We start from the raw sequence: 19,487 nt of genomic DNA, 5'->3' as shown, positions 1-19,487 counted from the left end.
GTATTTGCCCATTGTGTTCGTGATGAGATGCGCCGTCCTACTTCCCTGCACCGAGCACTTCCCGCGAGGTGGCGGTGCACGGTTGCGGCTCAGAACACCGAACAACCGCAACCGCCAGCCCTGCCCACCCGAGCACGGGACAGCGTATGGAGGGCATCGCGGTGTGCATCCGCATCATGTCGTGCCCTCCTCCGCCGTCGACAACGAAGCGCGATCCACGCTGGATCACGCCGCCGACCAGACTTCCCGGCACACCGCTTCACACGGTGCCTCAGCAAGACCCTGTCAGGCAACTCGGCCGACGCCGGACAATCTCACGGAACCGATCACCGCACTCGCACGTCGCGCATACCGGCAGGCTCCCGCACCGCCGGCGGCAGGCGACCCAGGCAAATTGGAGTACTTCTCCTAACGCGCCGGACCACTCGAGCGCTTGCCGATCAGCCGGGACTCCCGCTGATCGACCTGCCCGGCAATCACGTTGGCGCGAGCGCCGAGCCCGCTCTGAACCCACAAGTGAACACGACGCCTCGGCGAGCACCTGCTGCACCGCGAGGGGCTGCGTACCCGGTCATCGACAACACCACCACCGCGGTACGCACCTTCCCCACTACCGCAGTTCTGGTTACCGGCGCCCGATCCAGTCACGCGGTTCAAGGGTAGAGAACCGCACCTGGAGTCCACCCGGCCCCGCGCCGCCGGGGCACCCCGCATATATGAGCATGTTGCCACGATCTTCGAGCAGATGCTCGGCCACGCCACCGGCAGGGCCGACCCCCTCGTGCGGGCCTCGGTCACAGAGTTGCTTGTGGTGGAACTGCTGCCAACGCACCGATTCCGGCCTATCTCGGGCCCATGTTACTGTCCGATGGTGAGCCAGGACGGTGCTGTTCCGCCGGCCCTTCGTTGCTGCAGAGGCTGCGCTGACCGCCCTGCGGAAGGCTGGACACGTCGATGGCGGCGCGGACCAGGCGGTGCGGGCCATGATTCTACTCGCCCACGATTTGGCCGTGCTGATGTAGCGCAGCCGCCTCACCGACGTGCTCGACGTCGATCTGTTAGCGGCCGACGGCCTCGATCGCTGCGCCACCGAAATCCCGACCAACTACCGCCGCGGATTGAGTGCCACCGCGAACCGATCCTGATAGCCGCCCTCGAGCCGGAGATCGCTCACCCGCAATGGCCCGAAAGCGACACGCCCACAGGCTCAGTCGCACACCTACACGACCGGTAATCCCTGCAGTGCAAGCAGAGCAGAGCTCAACAGAGGAAGGACCGCGATGACAATGTCCGACAGCTTCGCCCGTCTCGGGGGCCGCGCTTTACAGACGAGGTGGTTCGTGCGCGCGCCGATCATCGTGTACCGGGTCGGCCTTGGCTTCCTGTTCGGCACCCGGCTGCTGATGCTCGAACACATCGGCCGCCGCACCGGAGCCCGCCGCTATGTCGTGCTGGAGGTCGTGGACCGGCCTGCGCCCGGCGAATATGTGATCGTGTCCGGCTTCGGTGACCGCGCCCAGTGGTACCGCAACATCCAAGCCCACCGCGGCGTGCGGGTTTGGTGCGGCCTGCGCCGCGCCGCGCCGGCCACTTCCGTGCCCATGACCGCGGCCGAATCCGCCGCCGCGCTGAACCGGTATATCCAGACTCACCCCGGTGCCTGGAAGAAGCTGCGCGCCACCATCGAGTACGCCACCGGCGCCCCCATCGACACCTTGCCCATGGTCCGCGTGCACATAAACTGACCATTTGCCACCGCCGCAACCTCGTTCGACAACGCTCGACCGCTCGTTCGGCGCCCTCAGGAGACCAGATCATGCCCGAAATCCGGGACCAAGCGCCGATCGCATACGACGTCATCTGGCCTACGCCGAAGAGTTCACCCGACCCGCTAACCGCGCGCCTCGGATTCCTCGGCATGACGTGACCGAGCGACGCGGCGGAGTTCATGCCGTGAACGGCCCGAACGTCCGTGGGCCCGAGCTCGCCAATGAAAGAATATCGGCGCGCCGACACTGAGGCCGCCTGTCTACCGCCCGCGCGGTGCCGGTCGACGCTCGAGGGGCACCCGCGACCGGACCCGCCGACACGGAAACTGCCCGGCGGACGACGGATCGAACCCAGTGGAAAGGCACCGAACACGTGCTTGAGGGCCGGACCCCGGACGAGCCCATCGAGTCGCGCGATGCTCGCCGATCGGCGCAGCGTGTCAGCAGCGAGCCGAAACATTCCAGCTCAGCGAGCATCCGGCCTCAATAATCAGTCGACCGGGCCAGATTCCCAGTTCGCCCGCAGGACCGTATTCGATGTGTCCTGCCGAGAGCGCCAACCTACGACCTCGAACGCGCCACCGACACAACTAGACTGACCCGCGCGGCGCTGCACGCAGACACGACACGACTACATCAGCAGGGCGCTGACGGCAGGCGTCCTACGCCCTCCACAGCATCTGACATGGGCGCGTCTTTCGAAGCCGCGACGACTTTCCGGGACGAACCCGACAACGATCGAGTCAGTCCTGCGGGACGACCTCGAGGGGTGGTGCCGCGCACCGGCTCGGTGATCCTGGTGACGTCGACAACTGGTGTTCGATCAGGTGCGATGGGCCCGGCGAGTGTCCTGAGGCGCCGGGCCCATCGACTGGATCTGATCGCTCAGCCGATGCTGAACGGCTGACCCCACAGGGTGACCACCGAGTTCACGTGGTCGGTTTCGACTTTGACCTTCACGAACGCCCGCGCTTGGGCGTAGCCACCGCAGCCGGTCAGGCCGATGGTGGAGTCGGCCCAGGTGACCGAGCCGCTGGCCCCCTTGAACTTGTTGTTCGTCGCGTGGTCCTCGTTGCCGTAGTCGTCGGGCTTCTCGATGTCGAGTACATAGAAGGACTGAGCCTGTCCAGGTCCCAGCGACAGTTCGCCTCCGGATTCCACGCCGACCGAGGGATCATCGCCCTCCCAGTTGCTGCCACCTTCGACGCCTCCCTCGATTCCGCCGCCGGCGATGTTGACCTGGCAGCCCACCACATACCCCGGGTAAATCTTGCCGCCCTCGGCGTTCTCACCGGAGAGTTCCACCTGAGCGCTGCCCGAGACCCAGGCGTTGCGGTGCACCGGAGTCGAGCCCATCGACGGACTGATGGTGGCCGATTCTCCCACCAGGCGCACGGTTACCACCGTACCGTCGGACAGGGTCTTGACGATTTCGCCGCCCGGCAACGTCACGACAGTGTCGGCATTCGCGGCGCCGGTGGACAGCAGGCCGAAGCTCACGGCCACGGCTCCGGCCAGGGCGGCCAGGCGCACAGGGTTCTTCCGGTCGATCATATTTGTCATCCTCGAATCAGATTCTGCGAGTAGCGTTTCGGGCGGGTCAGCCGATGCTGAAAGGTGCGCCGTACAGGGTGGTCTTCGAATAGTGGTCACCGATGATCTCGACCACGGTGTAGGCGCGGGCCTGGGCGTAACCGGCGCAGCCCTGTACCTCGATTTCCACGTCCTGGTACTCGACGGAGTACACGCCTGCCTCAGCGATGTTCTTGGCGCCGATCTGCACGAACTTCACCTGCCCGGGACCGATGTCGACACCAGCGGACCCGCCCACGCTGAATCCCGACAGGTCGATGCCGCCGGAAACACCTGCGGAGATCGCGTCGTCGCCGATCGAGACCTGGCAACCGATGATGTAGCCGGTGTTGAGCTGAGACTGCCCGTGCGTCGAGGAATTGTTCGAGCCCGGCTTGTTCGCCGCGCCGTTGTGCGGGCCTTGCTCCCCTTCCGGAGTGGCGGCCACGTCGGCGGTCACGGTGCCGGTCACCCAGGCCACCCGACCCGCGCCGTTGGCGGCCATCGAAGGCGACACGACCACACGTTCGCCGGTACGTGTCATGGTGACGCCGGGCCCCGAGCGCTGCCCGTCGGGCAACGGCACGACCACATCGGCGCCGGAGCTGCCGGCGACGACACCGACGGTTGCCGCCGCCAATGCTCCGGCAGTGAGTGCTCGAAGACGGGGACGGCCGACGGTGAAGCGGTTGATTCTCATTCTCTCCCTCATCAGGTTTTAACAACTGGACCCGGCCCTGCCGTGGGTGACGAACGACCGGGCTTGCCAGCCTCAACGCACACGGTTTCCTTACGCGGACCTGTCTGAAGACCCCAGGTAAAACGCGCGAAACAAGAAGTTGGACAACTTTTTTCGATCACGTAACAGAAAACGTCACACCGTTGTCACATTCGAACTCGGCCCAGCTCCGTGGCGGCGCAGAGCTACACCCGAGGGCAGGGCACGGCACCCCGCCCTACTTCGGGTGCAGCCGAGGTTCGTCCGCAGGGGTCGGACACTCCGCGGCGGCGGTCCCCCGGGCCAGACCCGCCCACACGTCCGGATCGGGTCAGCAGCCCCCTGCATCGGCGGCTGAAAGGCCGGACCCGTCTGCCCAGAGTCAGCACCGTCGAGCCCCCGATGCAGCGTCCGCTCCGATCAGCCGGATCGATACTCGCCCGGCGGCGAGGCAAGTCCACCAAACCTGTCATGTAATCGCAATGTGATTGTCGGGCGACTGCAAAGCTCTACTGACATCGTCGTGCGTCGCGTGTGCCATCGAACGGGTTCGACAGGTGCCGGGCCGTTCGAGGGGTGCCCGGCATCCGCGCGCCTACACGAGAAAATGCAGCAACCGACAACGGAAGGAAGCGACGATGCCAGGGGCCATGCCGCGTCGATGCCGGGCCAGCGCCGCCGGGCACACTCGGTGACAGCGTCCGACCCCCCGTCACAGGTCCGGGTCCGGCTGCGCTTTCCCGAAGGCGCTGTGACGTTGGACTACCGGACCTCACCGGAACTCGCACAGCGTATTCGCAGCGAACTTGGCAGATACGGGATCGTGGTCACCATCGACGACGACATTCCGCCGGGAACACCGGAACCACCCGCTGACCTGTGGCAGAACCAGTAGTCGCGGCGCCCGGCCAGGCACGCGCGAGCACTTCGGCTTGCAGTCGGCGTGCCCTTTACGGCATCTTTACATCAGGTGCGCCGGGAAGTCTGGTCGGCAGCTCGCCTCGAACGATTCGGGCGGGCTCGATCGAGAATGGTGAACCCGTGACCAGTGTGGACCGCCTGGGTTGTCGTGCCCCGGGCAGAGATCGTCGCACCATGCGCGTGACCGGTGACGAGCGTGACGCCGCGCCGGGTGTCGGCCCGCCGGAGGTGGCCCGAGGCCCGGCGGGTCAGCGAAATCTTGCGCCGAGTTGGCGGGTTGCTGCTGATCGCAGCGGCTCTGGCGTGCGCCAACAGCCCAGGTCCGACGGGTGGGAGTGGTTGCTCGGTCTGCGAGTCGGACCGGCGGCGCTGGACCTGGACCGTCGCTACCGCCTGCTGACTGTCACCGAAAGCCGCCACGGGGACGGTGTCCTCGACACCGGACAGCGCCCGTAGCTGTCAAGCCACTAGCCGTCGCGCACTGACACACCGATCCTCCAGGGAGTCTCGACCATGTCCACACCGATGTACCGCCACGAGACAGCACTCGAACATGTCACCTTCGGGTTGGGCTGGGACCCGGCGCGGCGCACGCGCATGTTCAACCGGACTCCGGCCGCGATCGATCTGAACGCCGCGGCCATGCTGTACTCCGGATCGCAGTTCACCGACATCTCCTACCACCAGCAGCTGATGTCTCGTGACGGCGCGGTCCGGCATCTGAGCGATTCGACCACCGGTGAGGGTGACGGCGACAACGAGATGATCGCGATCGACCTGACTCGCCTGCACACGCCTGTCACCAGCATCGTGCTGATCGTCACCTGCTATACCGGCCAGCGTCTCGGACAGATCGAGAACGGGTTCTGCCACGTGCGCGACGATGTCACCGGAGCGGACCTGATCCGCCTCGACCTGGCCAGCGCCCGCTCCCACACCGGGCTCGTGGTCGGCAAGCTCCACCGCACCAGCGGGCGCTGGCAGTGGGGCACGATCGCCGAACCGATGTGGGCCTCGCACCCGATCGAGGCAGTCCCCCAGCTGAACGGATACCTCAACTGAGCGCGCTGGGCCGTCTGCGGACATCGCGCGACCCGCAGGCGCCCACCGTGGAGCAGATCGCGTGTCTGATCCTGTGGCCCGCTGCGATCGTCGCCGCGATCGACACCATTTGGGGCAAAGCGATACACGGCAGCGTCACCGACGACTTCCGCCCCGTCTACAGCGCGGTGCGCGCTTTCCTCGACAGCGAAGCTGTCTACACCGCCGAATTGCGCTATGTCGACCCGCACTACCTGTACCCGCCGGGAGGAACGCTGCTGTTGAGCCCGCTCGGGCTGTTCGACGAGCCGACCGGACGGCTGGTATTCCTGTTCGCCAATGTCGCGGCCGCGGTCGTCGGCGTGGCCGTGCTGTTGCGTGTGTTCGGGTACTCGCATCGGTCGCTGCTGGCACCGGTCTGCTATCTAGTGTTGTTCACCTCCGAAGGCCTGATCAACACCGTTACCTTCGGCAACATCAACGGGCTGTTCCTGCTGGCCGAAGCAGTGTTCCTGGCCCTGCTGCTGCACCGCCACGATCTGGCTGCCGGGGTGGTGCTCGGCCTGACTATCGCGATCAAACCGATCCTGGCCCCGTTACTGCTGATCGCGCTGGTACGGCGCCAGTGGTCCACCGTCGCCGCCGCGCTGACGGTGCCGGTAGCCGCGACCGCGCTGGCGTGGCCGCTGGCAGCCGATCCGGGCCGCTACTTCGTGCACAACCTGCCGTACAGCCTGGCAGTGCGCGACTACTTCAACTCCTCGATCTCCGGATTCGGCGCCTACCACGGCCTGCACCCCGCGGTCGTCCTCACCGCCCGGGCAGTCGTCGCCGTCATCGTGGCAACCTCGCTGTGGTTGCTCTACCGACAGCACCTCAACGACGAGCTGATGTTCGTGTGCACGGCGACCGGCGTCCTGCTCACCGGGGAGTTCGTTCTCAGTTCTTTAGGACAGCAGTACTATTCGCTGTTCCTGCTGCCGTTCCTGCTGACAGTAGTCCGTCCCCGCTCGGTGCTGCGGAACTGGCCGGCCTGGCTCGCGGTTTTCGGTTTCCTCACCTACGACAAGTGGCTGCTCTACCGCTTTCCTGCGCTCGGCCGTGACCTCGAATATTCGCGGGCACTGTTCGGCTGGGTCCTGCTGTTGGTGGTCGTCTTCTGCGTTCTCGGTGACCACTATCTGACCCTGCGCCGCAACGAGCGCCTACCGGGGAACCTGCCCACCGCACCACCACCGGGGCTTTCCAGCCCCGATCGACCGAGAAAGGACCCGGCATGCTCCCTCGACCGTCGAGCTCCCACCACGACCACACGCCGGTGACCACCACGCCCGCCCGTCTGTTGATCATCGAGGACGACGTCCGGGTCCGGTGCGCGCTGCGCCTGGCGATGGAAGACGAGGGCTATCTCGTCGAGGAAGCCGAATCCGCCGAAACCGCGTTGCGCCTCGTCGACACCGACGGGATCCCCGACGTCGTGATCGTCGACCTCATGCTCGGCGATACCGACGGCTTCACCTGCATTCGTGAACTGCGCCGCGACCACGACGTCCCCATCATCGTGGTCAGCGCCCGCGACGACACCCACGACGTCGTCGCCGCGCTCGAGGTCGGTGCCGACGACTTCGTCACCAAGCCCTACGAAGTCAAGGAACTCACCGCCCGCATCCGCGCCCTGCGCCGCCGATCCCGTCCGCTGAGCACCGAACGCGAACCCACCGATCATGTCCTCGACGCAGCCCCGGACCGGCGGCTCGTCTTGCACCGCGACCACGGCAGTGTCCGCCTGGCCGGGCAACCATTGCACCTGACCCTCACCGAGTTCCGTCTGCTGTGCGAACTGGTCGACCATTCAGGTCTCGTGCTGTCGCGCCAACTGCTTCTCGACCGGGTCTGGGACCGTGCATTCCACGGCGACGAACGCATCGTCGATGTGCACATCCGCCGCCTGCGCACCAAGATCGAACGCGACCCCGCCGACCCCCAGATCGTCAAGACCGTTCGTGGACTCGGCTACCGCTTCGATGCCCAAGTCTGAGCGGCCCTGTCGGCGACTCCCGTCCGGGCTGCGGGCCAGGGTCATGCTCACCTCGGTCCTCAATGCCGGGCTCGTGGCCATCTTGCTGTCAGTCTCGGTCTACGCCGTCAGCGCCGACTACATGACCTCCCAACGCGAACGAACCGTCGAACGCACGGCTGCCGCACACGCCGACATCACCGCCTACCGGCTAGCCGACCCCACCGCATCAGCGCAGGACGTGCTCGACGACCTCACCCTGCCCACCGGCACTATCGTCCTGCTCGACCACGGCGACGTCTTGATCGCTAACACCAGCGACCTCGACACGCCGACCATGCCGCTCGCCGCCACCGTCATCGACACAGCCGGACCAGGTGCCATGCAGCGCACGACCATCAGCGGTAAACCCTATCTGTTGGTACGCACCACCGTCGATTCCCTCGACGCCGTGCTCTACGAACTTGCGCCCCTGCAGGAGCTGCACTCCAACCTGGCAATGCTGCGCAAACTGCTGCTGGCATGCTCGCTGGTCACAGCCGCTATCGGCGCCGCGCTCGGGGCCTGGGTCGCCGGGCGGGCACTCACTCCGCTACGGCAGATAGCCGCCACAGCCGCGCGCATCGCCGGCCGCGAACCCGACCGCCGACTACCACCCACCACCGACCCCGACCTCGCGACAACCGTCGAGTCCTTCAACGCGATGGTCGATTCACTACAGCAGCGCATCGCCCACGAACGCCGATTGGTTTCCGACCTCGGCCACGAACTGCGCACACCGCTGACCACACTCACCACGACCGCGACGGTGCTGGCCGGGCACCGCCACGAACTCTCCGCCCGCCCCCGCACCGCTCTGACCCTGCTGCTCGAGGAAACGGACCACCTCAAACACCTGCTCGAGGACATGCTCGCCCTCGCCCGCGCCGAGGCCGGCATCCACAGATCCGACATCGAAACACTCTCACTGACCACTCTCGTCACCCACTGCGTGCACGCGCGAGGACTCCCGCCCACCGTGTTGTCCACTGACGAATCGATGCCGGTGCACGGTCGCCGCCTCGAACTCGAACGGGTGATCACCAACCTGCTCGACAACGCCGAACGCCATGGCGGTGGGGTCACCGACATCCACCTGAGCCACGACGGCGACACCGTCGTCCTCGACGTCGCGGACGAGGGGCCAGGAGTTCCGCCGCCGGACCGGCACAGGATCTTCGAACGGTTCGTCACAGCCGGCCCCAGCGGCGGCACCGGCATCGGGCTGGCACTGGTCCACGAAATCGTCACCGCCCACCACGGCCGGATCGACTACACCGAACGCCCTACAGGCGGAGCGTGCTTCACCATCCGCCTACCCGCCGCGACATCCGGCTTGTCATAGAACCGCAAACCGGTATCCCGATCGACCGCAATACATTCTCGGCAGTATCGAACCAGCATCGGACGGCGCTGCCCGCCGACAGCTGCGCACTCGTCACCGGCCACGATGTGGGCTCCCCGGTGTCAGCGCGCGGCCCCGATGCGTGTGGCCATCGGGCGCCGCGAACACGCACCGCCCCCGCGGATGAACCACAACTGCTGCTCAGCGGTCGTACACCGGCGTGCGACCGCGGCAGATCCCGCGAAACCGGCGAATGTCGTCGCCGCCCGATGGCCCCATTCCTCACGATGCATCACGGCAACCTCCGGATGACCCGTCGGGGACCGGTATGCGCGACAATGGAGTGGTGCGGTCACTGAGATACCTCGTTGCGGCCACCGCAGCGGCAGTCACCGCCTGCGGCGCCCAACCGACCCACATGCCACCCCCGACGACCCGATATCCCGCATCACAGCCGCAGGCCCCGGCGCGCAAGCACCCCGACCAAGCCCTCGCCCCACCGCACGCACTGCAGCTGATCTTGCGCGTTGACACCGCCGCCGGCCACACCCGGCCGGCCCAACCGCCGCTGCCCGCCGCCGCGAACCTCGGTACGACGACCCTGACCGTCGACGGTGCCGGACACGGCACCCTGCTCGCACGAACTCGCTGCGGCACCGCTTACCGCGCACACTCCAGCGCGGTCAGCGGCTGGTGGTACGCGGCTGGACGCACCGACACCGACGCACCGGCCCTGTTCCTCACTGTGCCCGCTACAGGCACCCCTTCGATGGAGATCGTCTACCTCGACAACACCGGATCGCTGGCCGCAGTCACCTTCGACGCGGCACCTGCCACCGAGGCCGAAAACGACCTGCGCGTCACCACGAGCACCGACCTCGCCGACCTCCGATTCGCGGGCACCACACGCACTCACGACCAGGACGGCGAGCATTGGATCACCATCGCCGGAGCCATATCGTGCCCCCTTCCACTTGCACCTTCCTGACTCATACCTGCATCGTTCAATGGGCCCGGTCGGACTGTCACCGACGCCCGCACTACCTCGACCGCACCGGCCGCAGTCGACAGGGGCGGAACCTCCTCCGACGTCTTCACCGCAGATCCGACGACTTCACCGCGGGCAGCGGCAAGCTCGCCCCCACGCCCCATTCACCGCCGCCCAGGCTTTTACAGAATCCATACACCCCGGATCAGTGAATGCGACACCCCCGCGCACCTAGGCTGGATCCTCGTGATTTCTCCTCACCGCAGGATGCGAGCATCGGTTGACCCGTGCACCGAGGATGGTCGGCGCAGGTGACCCGCCGCCCGCCCGACGCCCGCGAGAGCCGCGCGCGGGAGCTGGCTCGGCTGATTCTCAACCCGCGCCATCCCGCCCGTGTCGTGGTACTCGGATTCGGCACCGCGACCGTGATCGGGACCGTCCTGCTGATGCTGCCGATCGCGGCCGAGTCGCGGACGGCGACCTCGGCGATGACGGCACTGTTCACCGCTGTCTCGGCGGTCTGTGTGACCGGGTTGGTCGTGGTCGACACCGAGACGCACTGGTCGATGTTCGGCGAACTGGTCATCCTCGGGCTGATCCAGATCGGCGGGTTGGGCATCATGACGCTGGCCTCACTGCTGGGGTTGCTGGTGGCGCGGCGGATGGGGTTGCGGATGCAGCTGGTCGCCGCCTCGGAAACCAAGACTTTGCGCTTGGGAGAGAGCCGCCGCGTCGTGATCGGCGTTATCCGCATGAGCCTGGCTGTCGAAGCCGTCGTCGCCACGATCCTGAGCGCACGGTTCATCCTGGCCTACGACCAGGATGGCTGGCGGGGACTGTATCTGGGGATATTCCATGCCGTGTCCGCCTACAACAACGCCGGGTTCGCCCTCTACAGCGACAGCCTCGTCGGGTTCGCCGCCGACCCGTGGATCATCGTGCCGATCACCACAGCGCTGGTGGTCGGCGGGCTCGGTTTCCCGGTCGTGTTCGAGGTCGCGCGCTCGATCCGCCGCCACCATCGCGCACGCCGTTGGTCGCTGCATACCCGGATCACGCTGATCACCTACGCCGGCCTGGCGATCGCCGGTGTCATCGCAGTCATCGGGTTCGAGTGGACCAACCCCGGCACGCTCGGCCCGTTGACCATCGCCGACAAGCTGCTCGCCGGCGGCTTCCACGGGCTCAGCCCACGCACGGCCGGTTTCAACTCCGTCGATGTGGGAGCCATGCACTCCTCGACGCTGTTCTTCACCGACGTCCTGATGTTCATCGGCGGCGGCAGTGCCGGCACCGCGGGTGGGATCAAGGTGACCACGTTCGCTCTGCTCGCGTTCGTCATCGCCGCCGAGATCCGTGGTGAACCCAGCGTGCACGTCCTCGACCGCCGCCTGGCCGCTCCCGTCCAGCGCCAAGCCGTGACCGTGGCGCTGCTGGGCATGGGCGCGGTCGTCGTCGGCACCATCACTCTTCTCACCATCACCGGCATGGACCTCGATGTCGTGCTGTTCGAAGTCGTCTCCGCGTTCGGCACCGTAGGGCTCTCCACCGGGATCACCGCCGAGATCGCCGATCCGGGTCTGATCGTGCTCATCGCCCTGATGTTCCTGGGCCGGCTCGGCCCGATCACCCTCGCGACCGCGCTGGCCCTGCGCGACCGCGGCCGCCGTTACGAACTCCCCGAGGAGCGTCCCATTGTTGGGTAGGAATCCCCGCCGGCACAACACCCGCGTCGTGGTCATCGGCCTCGGCCGCTTCGGCAGCTCGCTGGCCCGCGAACTGGTCACCCACGGCTCAGAGGTCCTCGCCATCGACTCCGACCCGCATCTCGTCCAGCAGCTCTCCGACGAGCTCACTCACGTTGCGGTCGCCGACACCACCGACATGGACGCGCTGACCCAGCTCGGAGTCCCCGACTTCCCGCACGCGGTCGTCGGCATCGGCTCCAACATGGAGGCCAGCATCCTGACCACGTCCCTGCTCGCCGACTGCGCCATCCCCCGCATCTGGGCCAAAGCCACCAGCCGCCAGCACGGCCAGATCCTCGAACGCGTCGGCGCCCACCATGTCGTTTTCCCCGAACACGACATGGGCGAACGCGTCGCCCACCTGGTCACCGGCCGCATGATCGACTACATCGAATTCGACGCCGACTACGCCATGGCCAAGACCACCGCACCCGCCTCGGTGATCGGCAAAACCCTGACCGCCAGCGGCCTGCGGCACCGCTTCGAGGTCACCGTCGTCGCCGTCAAACATCCCGGCGCCGAATTCACCTACACCACCGCCGACACCGTCATCGCCGATGGCGACCAGCTCATCGTCTCCGGCCGCATCGACGCCGTCGAACGCTTCGCCGACCTGACCTGATCGAGCTGAAGCCCGCCACGCGAGCGAACCCGGCACGCTCCCTGCGCCCGCGGCCGGTTTGCATGAGCACGACCTATACGGCATCTTTACAGATAGGTGCGCCGGGAAGTCTGGTCGGCAGCTCGCTCCGAAAATGTCGGAGGGGTTCAGAGACGACAGGTGCACCCTATGCGACTTCCCCGCCGCGCGGTCCTGGCCCCACCGGGCCACCCCACCCTCGATCACGGAACCCGCTGATGGCCGCGACCAGCTCGGCGAGCCGCAAGCTTCTCGCACGGGGCAGCTGGCCCGAGGCGCGCCGGGTCGCCGCGGTGCTGCGCCGCGAAACCGTCGGCGGAATCCTGCTGATCCTGGCCGCGCTCATCGCGCTGGTCTGGGCCAACACTCCGTGGTCGGCGGCCTACGACGCCTTGCGCGAGTTCCGGGTCGGGCCCACAGCGCTTCATCTGAACCTGACCTTGAGCCAGTGGGCCGCCGACGGGCTGCTGGCGATCTTCTTCTTCGTCGTCGGTCTCGAACTCAAACGCGAATTCGTCGCCGGGGACCTGCGGGATCCGCGCCGCGCCGCACTCCCGGTCGTGGCAGCGGTCGGGGGAATGATCTGTCCCGCACTGATCTACGTCGCGATCAACCTCTCCGGCACGGCGGGCGCGCTCAACGGCTGGGCCATCCCGACCGCCACCGACATCGCCTTCGCGTTGGCGATCCTGGCCGTCATCAACACCCACCTGCCTTCGGCGCTGCGGACCTTCCTGCTCACCCTCGCCGTGGTCGACGACCTGCTGGCGGTCACCGTGATCGCCGTGTTCTACACCAGCAGTGTCGATCTGATCTATCTCGTTCTGGCCGTCGTGCCGATCGCGCTGTTCGGTCTCGCGGTGCAACGCCGTGTCGCCACCCCGTGGCTGCTGGTCCCGCTCGCGCTGCTGGCGTGGTGGCTGGTGCATCAGTCGGGCGTGCACGCGACCGTGGCCGGAGTGCTGCTCGGTTTCACCGTCCCGGTCCTGGCTCGCGAGGGTCACTCTGACGACCAGGACGCGCTCGCACAGCGATTCGAGCACCGGATACGGCCCCTCTCAGCGGGATTCGCCGTACCGGTCTTCGCGTTCTTCGCCGCCGGAGTGACCATCGGCGGCCTCAGCGGCCTCACTGAATCGGTGACCGACCTCATCACCGTCGGCATCATCGTCGGACTGGTCGCCGGCAAGCTCATCGGCATCACCGTGACCACCTTCCTGACCGCGAGGCTGACCCGCGCGCAACTCGACGACGACCTCGCCTGGACCGACGTCTGCGGGGTCGCGCTGCTGGGCGGCATCGGGTTCACCGTGTCGCTACTGGTCGGCGAACTCGCCTTCGCCGGAGACCACACGCGCGCCGACAACGTCCGCATCGGAGTGCTCCTGGGCACCGTCACCGCCGCGATACTGGCCACGCTCGTCCTGCGAACCCGCAACCGGGTGTATCGCGTGATGGCCGAACAGGAATCACGCGATGACGACGGTGACGGTATTCCCGACGTCTATCAACGCCCGCTGACTCCCTGACGCTTCCGCTGTTCCCGGCACCGACTACTCGACGAGGAGTGTGACCCGTCCGTGTCCGCCCTACACGACCAGCCTTCCGTTTCCGGCCTCACCCACGTCACCATGGGGCTCGGCTGGGATCCGGCCCGACCCGACCGATACGGGCGGCGCCGCCCCGACATCGACCTCAACGCCGCAGCCATGCTGTTCTCCGGGCCGAGGTTCGTCGACGTGGCCTACCACCAGCAACTGACCTCCCAGGACGGCGCGGTACGCCACCTCGGCGACAGCACCACCGGCCAGGGTGACGGCGACAACGAAACCATCGCCGTCGACCTCACACGCCTGTACCCCACCACAACCACCGTGCTGTTCATCGTCACCTGCTACACCGGACAACGGTTCAACCAGATCGACAACGCCTTCGCCCGCCTCGTCGACGACACCACCGGCCACGAGATCGCCCGACTCGATCTGTCCACCGGCCGTACCCACTCCGGTATGGTGCTCGGCAAACTCCACCGACGCCGGGGAGTGTGGGACTTCGCCTACATCGGCGAAGCCATCTGGGCCGAACACCCCGTCGAGGCGCTGCCCCAGCTCGATGCCTACCTCGGCTGATCGCAGGACGGGGCGGGGACACGGCAGCGCACCGACACCGGCCCGGATCGCGTCACTGATTCTCTGGCCGCTGGCCGTCGTCACCGCCGCCGATACCGTGTTCATCAAGGCCATCCACGGCGACTACACCAACGACTACCGACCCGTCTACGCCGCACTCGACGCCTTCGTCTCGGGCCTGCCCGTTTACACCGCCAACTTGGCATCGGTCGACCCGCATTACCTCTATCCGCCCGGTGGCACTCTGCTGCTGTCGCCGCTGACCGTGTTCGACGAACCCACCGGGCGCGTGGTCTTCCTGTTCGCCAACGCCGCGGCCGCGGTCGCCGCTACCGGCCTGTTGTTGCGCATGTTCGGCTACTCTCACCGCTCGGTCGTCGCACCGTGCGCCTACTTCGCCCTCTTCGCCTCCGAAGCGCTGATCAACACTCTCACCTTCGGCAATATCAACGGCCTGCTCCTGCTCGCCGAAGTCGTCTTCCTCGAGTCGATCCTGGCCCGCCGCAACATCGCCGCCGGCGTGGTGCTCGGACTCACCATCGCCATCAAGCCGATCCTGGCACCCCTGCTGCTGATTCCCGCCGTCCGCAGGCAATGGTCGACGATTCCCACCGCCCTGGCGATCCCGGCTCTCACGACCGCGATCGCCTGGCCGCTCGCGGCCGACCCGGGCACCTACTTCGTCCACAACCTGCCCTACAGCCTGCGCGTGCGCGACTACTTCAACTCCTCGATCTCGGGCATGGCTGCCTACTACGGGTTCCCCACCCTGCCCACCCTGCTCATCCGCGCGGCGCTCGCGCTCTGCGTAGCCATCAGCCTGTGGCTTCTCTACCGCTATCACCGCCACGACGAACTGTTCTTCGTCACCACCGCCGCCGGGGTCCTCCTGGCCGCCGAATTCGCTCTCAGTTCCCTGGGCCAGCAGTACTACTCGCTGTTCCTCGCGCCGCTGCTGCTCACCCTCACCCTGCGCAACTCGCTGCTGCGCACCTGGCCGGCGTGGCTCGCGGTCTTCGGCTTCGCCACCTACGACTCGTGGCTGCTGCATCGCTGGCCCGCCCTCGGCCGCAACCTCGAATACTCCCGCGCCACCTTCGGCTGGACGTTGCTTCTGCTCGTCATCTTCTGCGTACTCACCGACCAGTACCTGGCCGCCCGCCGAGAACACCGCACCCACCACGGGATCGACCCCCTCCACCTGGCGCCCGACTACCCCCGGCCCGACCTACCCAGAGCAAACCACCAGACAACTCCCGACGTCCCGACCGAGCAGCGACCGCTGCGGGCCTCACCCTGAGCCGCGCGCCCGACAGCGCTGAATGCGGTGTGAATGATGGCAGTGGAAGTCTCGCAAATGTCCGTTTGCGGCGAACCAAGAATGTAAACGAGCACGTAGCGACGGGCGCGAGAACCACACGCCGGCGGGGAACCCTGTTGCCACGGCACAGGCTGGGTTAACGCTTGATACTCTCGATTCCGCCGTGGCACAGGGCGCGGCAGAGCGTCCCAGGGGGGAAGTTGCGCAGATCGACCGCCTGTGGGGTTGTAGTCGCGGTATTGAGCGTCTTCGCATGTGCGTGCGGCACGGAGCAGTCGGGCTATGCCACTCCCGCCTCCACCTCATTGGAGGCGGCGCCTACTACGAGCACCTCGGCCATCGATCGGCCCGCCGCGTGGTCGACAGAGTTCGATGTCGGCGCAGGCGAGGTCGCTGTAGTGGGCGAGGTGGTCATCACGCCCCGGGAAACCTCGTTCATCGCGCTGGACCGCGCCTCCGGTCGTGAGCGGTGGCGACGCGACCAGAAAGTCACCGACGGAGGGAGATTCGAGTATCGGACCAGCGGCGAGCTCGTCGTGGTCTCCGAGCGGCGAGCCGCAGCCAGCGACCCGACCTTGTTCGAGGTGATCGAGGCAGCTACGGGTCGCACTCTGTGGCAGGCCAGCACGAATTATCTGAACGTCTACGGTGACGCGGTCTACCGGACCGACTGCACGGCAATGGGAACACCCGACGTGCAGTGCACCACGATGCGACACCGCATCGGCGACGGAAAGGCCTCGTGGCCACACCCCGCGAACGGCACTCTCGGCCACGACGTGATCGGAACCTGGCACCAGCAGGCACCACCGGAACCGGAATATCTGCCCGTCTGGCTCGGACCTTCGACAGCCGGCCCCAAAGACCGGCCATGGGCCTCGATCGCGACCGCTACCGGTCACGTTCTCCCCGGACGCGGCGGCCATCACGCGTGGTACACCTTCAGTGTCGGCGAGCTGCTCGTCAACACCGACCACGACAGGAATGAATACCTCTGCGAAATCGGATTGGAGGCAATCGACGGCTCTACCGGAACGCGACAGTGGTCAGCATCGGTATACGGTGGCCGACGTAAAGCGAACGACTGCAAGAAGGCCCTGGGCGCGTCCGAGCTCAGCCAGATGATCGGTAGCGGCTCGAAAATCGCGGCGAGCACCGCGGACGGAACCCCTCAACTGTTCGATCTGGCAACAGGTTCCACAGCATGGGCGGCCACCGATCGTGGTACTCCCCTCGACGGGGACGATCGCTCGCTGCTGGTCAGCGAATTCGCTGACCAGGGCGGCCTCTCCCTACTGGATTTCGAGACGGGCCAGAAGAAGTGGTCCGTACCCGATCCGGGATTCGCTCCCTACCCGAGCCAGCGGACGACCTTTCTGACCGGTAACCGAGTTGTCGTTGGCGGCCGAATGGCGAGCGGCAAAGTCGCCGGCCGCCCGACCACGATCATCTACGACCGCGAAACGGGAAGGGAAATCGAGAGATACGTCGGCCAGGTCCGAGGCGCTGGTCCTGACTGGCTCGCGTTGTTGGCGAATGACGGCAACGGCGCCGACGAGCTCCAGTTCCACCGCTGACCTCTCGGCCGTGGTTCGGGCCAGGAACCACCGGCGGAGCGCCCATGAGACGCTCCAGGACAGGTCTTGCGGGCGGGCCACCCACGCCTTGGCTGACGCGCATGAAGCCTGCTCGTCGAGGTCCCGCAACCACTGCAGTACCTGCGCGCCAAGCGCTTTCACGGCATCTTCACGGGCAGGTGAGCCGGGAAGTCTGGTCGGCATCTCGAATTAGTTCGAGGTTCGTTCGACGTGGGGAGACTTCTGTGCATAGTTTACGTTCGGCGCCTTTGTCAATGACGGCCCTGCCGTCGCGTGGGTGAGTTCTTCACCGCGATCCTGACCTTTCCCACCGCGCTCTTCACGTTCGCGCTACTCGTTGTCATGGGCTTTTGGCTGCTCGTGCTTGGCGACGGAAGACCACACGGCACACAAAAATCACACAGAAATGACCGGAAACAACGGGAGATGGTGAGAAGTATCCAGCAGGTATACACATCCGAAAAATGGTCCCTGCCAGACACTTTCGGCACCATCAAGCACGGTCCGGACCACCCGACTCGTCGCCAGGTGGTCGCAGGTTCAAATCCTGTCAGCCCGACAGGCGAAACCCCCTCTGACCTGGGTCGGAGGGGGTTTCTCATGCCCGGGGATTCGACCGGGAACGCCTCGAACACACACTTATTGCACAAAAATGGCCTCCCGGGCGTCCGGGAGGGGCCCCGCCATGGCCGGAAATCGGGCTTCGAGACAGCCTTGCCGCTCCCCAGGCGAAGATGTGACCGAGATCTCGCCGCGCTCACCGGCCCTGTCTCAGTGCTGCAGATGCGGGACAGGCGACCCGGCTCAGGATCGCCGGATGCCCGGCGCGCGCGGCGTCCCTTCCGAACACGAGGCATCGCCGGATTGCGGTGGGCTCGGGCTCGAGCCGCACCAGGGAATCGTGGCTAGACTCGATACCGGGAGAATCGGCGGGGTCGAAGCGAGTGCCGCATGTGCGCGACCGATCCGTCACCGTTCACGCGACCAGCACCCCCGAGCGACGAGAACTGGTTCAGCAGCGTCGATCTCGCTGCCCGCTGGCATCTGCCGGTCAAGACGATCGCCTGCTGGGCATCCGCGGGCACCGGGCCCCGCTACACCCGCATGGGACGCCACCGCCGCTACCGCCTGGCCGACATCCGCGCCTGGGAACACCACCACCTCAACTCTCACCACACCCCCTGAACACAGGCACACCACTCCTCAGCACCCAATTGGACTCTGACCCACTGCGCTCAGCGCCGCAGTGTCGTGCCCGCATCCGAAAGGACGTCATGACCGGACGACCGCCCCTACCCGTCGGAACATTCGGTTCAGTCAGCAAGCCGCGCAAACGAAACGGTGTATGGCACACCAGCGTCCGCCACTACGGCGCCTGGAGAGTCACCCTGATCCAACGCACCGGGAGCACCGCGGCCGAAGCGCACCGCAACATCGTCGAAGCCATGCGCAACTTTCAGGAGGTTCCCCAGAACTCCCCCGTCTCCCGAACCACCCACCACCCTCAACGAACTCGCGCGCGAGCTTCTGGTCTCGATGGCACTCGACCCGGGCTGACGACCCGACAACCTCGAGAGCTACCGGCGCGAGATCGAGGTTTCCCACGACCCCCGTGCCGACCCGAACACCATCAAGATCGAG

15 protein-coding genes are annotated in these 19,487 nt (G+C 66.5%); 13 read left to right on the top strand and 2 right to left on the bottom strand.

Annotation, left to right across the window (positions count from 1 at the left end):
* The first annotated feature begins 1,340 nt into the window (after nucleotides 1-1,340).
* The gene (locus ON36_RS29265) at nucleotides 1,341-1,745 is read left to right on the top strand and encodes a nitroreductase family deazaflavin-dependent oxidoreductase (RefSeq protein ID WP_306306921.1); all 405 of its coding nucleotides are present in this window, start codon (nucleotides 1,341-1,343) and stop codon (nucleotides 1,743-1,745) included.
* Between the two features lie 909 nt (nucleotides 1,746-2,654).
* Here ON36_RS29265 and ON36_RS29260 read toward each other — a convergent pair.
* Nucleotides 2,655-3,323 (bottom strand): MspA family porin, encoded by a 669-nt coding sequence (locus ON36_RS29260; RefSeq protein ID WP_043660503.1) that lies wholly within the window; start codon nucleotides 3,321-3,323, stop codon nucleotides 2,655-2,657.
* Between the two features lie 46 nt (nucleotides 3,324-3,369).
* On the bottom strand, nucleotides 3,370-4,041 hold the full coding sequence (locus ON36_RS29255; protein ID WP_043660502.1) for an MspA family porin: 672 nt from the start codon (nucleotides 4,039-4,041) through the stop codon (nucleotides 3,370-3,372).
* 1,452 nt (nucleotides 4,042-5,493) lie between these two features.
* Here ON36_RS29255 and ON36_RS29250 point away from each other — a divergent pair.
* The 12 genes from ON36_RS29250 to ON36_RS29195 all read left to right on the top strand — a co-directional run bounded on the left by ON36_RS29250 (nucleotide 5,494) and on the right by ON36_RS29195 (nucleotide 19,031).
* A complete protein-coding gene (locus tag ON36_RS29250; protein ID WP_083885518.1) occupies nucleotides 5,494-6,042 on the top strand; it encodes a TerD family protein in 549 nt (182 codons plus the stop codon).
* Nucleotides 5,988-7,343 carry a glycosyltransferase family 87 protein gene (locus tag ON36_RS29245; protein WP_245558246.1) on the top strand — a complete coding sequence of 452 codons (1,356 nt, stop codon included), beginning with the start codon at nucleotides 5,988-5,990 and terminating at the stop codon, nucleotides 7,341-7,343. Before ON36_RS29250 ends, ON36_RS29245 begins: the two co-directional genes overlap by 55 nt.
* The gene (locus ON36_RS29240) at nucleotides 7,298-8,059 is read left to right on the top strand and encodes a response regulator transcription factor (protein WP_052314480.1); all 762 of its coding nucleotides are present in this window, start codon (nucleotides 7,298-7,300) and stop codon (nucleotides 8,057-8,059) included. Before ON36_RS29245 ends, ON36_RS29240 begins: the two co-directional genes overlap by 46 nt.
* Nucleotides 8,060-8,102: 43 nt before the next feature.
* The gene (locus tag ON36_RS29235; protein ID WP_052314479.1) at nucleotides 8,103-9,422 is read left to right on the top strand and encodes a sensor histidine kinase; all 1,320 of its coding nucleotides are present in this window, start codon (nucleotides 8,103-8,105) and stop codon (nucleotides 9,420-9,422) included.
* 769 nt (nucleotides 9,423-10,191) lie between these two features.
* Nucleotides 10,192-10,410: a hypothetical protein gene (locus ON36_RS35150; protein WP_157225063.1), complete on the top strand. Its 219-nt coding sequence runs from the start codon at nucleotides 10,192-10,194 to the stop codon at nucleotides 10,408-10,410.
* 356 nt (nucleotides 10,411-10,766) lie between these two features.
* A complete protein-coding gene (locus ON36_RS29225; RefSeq protein ID WP_043660513.1) occupies nucleotides 10,767-12,116 on the top strand; it encodes a TrkH family potassium uptake protein in 1,350 nt (449 codons plus the stop codon).
* The gene (locus ON36_RS29220; RefSeq protein ID WP_373281857.1) at nucleotides 12,109-12,780 is read left to right on the top strand and encodes a potassium channel family protein; all 672 of its coding nucleotides are present in this window, start codon (nucleotides 12,109-12,111) and stop codon (nucleotides 12,778-12,780) included. Before ON36_RS29225 ends, ON36_RS29220 begins: the two co-directional genes overlap by 8 nt.
* Before the next feature lie 236 nt (nucleotides 12,781-13,016).
* Nucleotides 13,017-14,327 (top strand): Na+/H+ antiporter NhaA, encoded by a 1,311-nt coding sequence (gene nhaA, locus ON36_RS29215; protein ID WP_043660489.1) that lies wholly within the window; start codon nucleotides 13,017-13,019, stop codon nucleotides 14,325-14,327.
* 51 nt (nucleotides 14,328-14,378) lie between these two features.
* A complete protein-coding gene (locus ON36_RS29210; protein ID WP_043660486.1) occupies nucleotides 14,379-14,927 on the top strand; it encodes a TerD family protein in 549 nt (182 codons plus the stop codon).
* Nucleotides 14,911-16,227 carry a glycosyltransferase family 87 protein gene (locus ON36_RS29205; RefSeq protein WP_083885517.1) on the top strand — a complete coding sequence of 439 codons (1,317 nt, stop codon included), beginning with the start codon at nucleotides 14,911-14,913 and terminating at the stop codon, nucleotides 16,225-16,227. The genes ON36_RS29210 and ON36_RS29205 overlap by 17 nt, the downstream gene beginning before the upstream one ends.
* A 164-nt stretch (nucleotides 16,228-16,391) precedes the next feature.
* On the top strand, nucleotides 16,392-17,825 hold the full coding sequence (locus ON36_RS29200) for an outer membrane protein assembly factor BamB family protein (RefSeq protein WP_083885516.1): 1,434 nt from the start codon (nucleotides 16,392-16,394) through the stop codon (nucleotides 17,823-17,825).
* 972 nt (nucleotides 17,826-18,797) lie between these two features.
* Entirely contained in the window at nucleotides 18,798-19,031 is a 234-nt protein-coding gene (locus ON36_RS29195; RefSeq protein ID WP_052314477.1) for a helix-turn-helix domain-containing protein, read from the top strand.
* Nucleotides 19,032-19,487 lie beyond the last annotated feature (456 nt).

It is taken from the genome of Nocardia thailandica NBRC 100428, from assembly GCF_000308795.1.
In the GTDB taxonomy this organism is placed as follows: Bacteria; Actinomycetota; Actinomycetes; order Mycobacteriales; family Mycobacteriaceae; genus Nocardia; species Nocardia thailandica.
The sequence above is the reverse complement of the archived record's forward strand: the minus strand, read 5'-3'. Positions and strand labels throughout refer to the sequence as shown.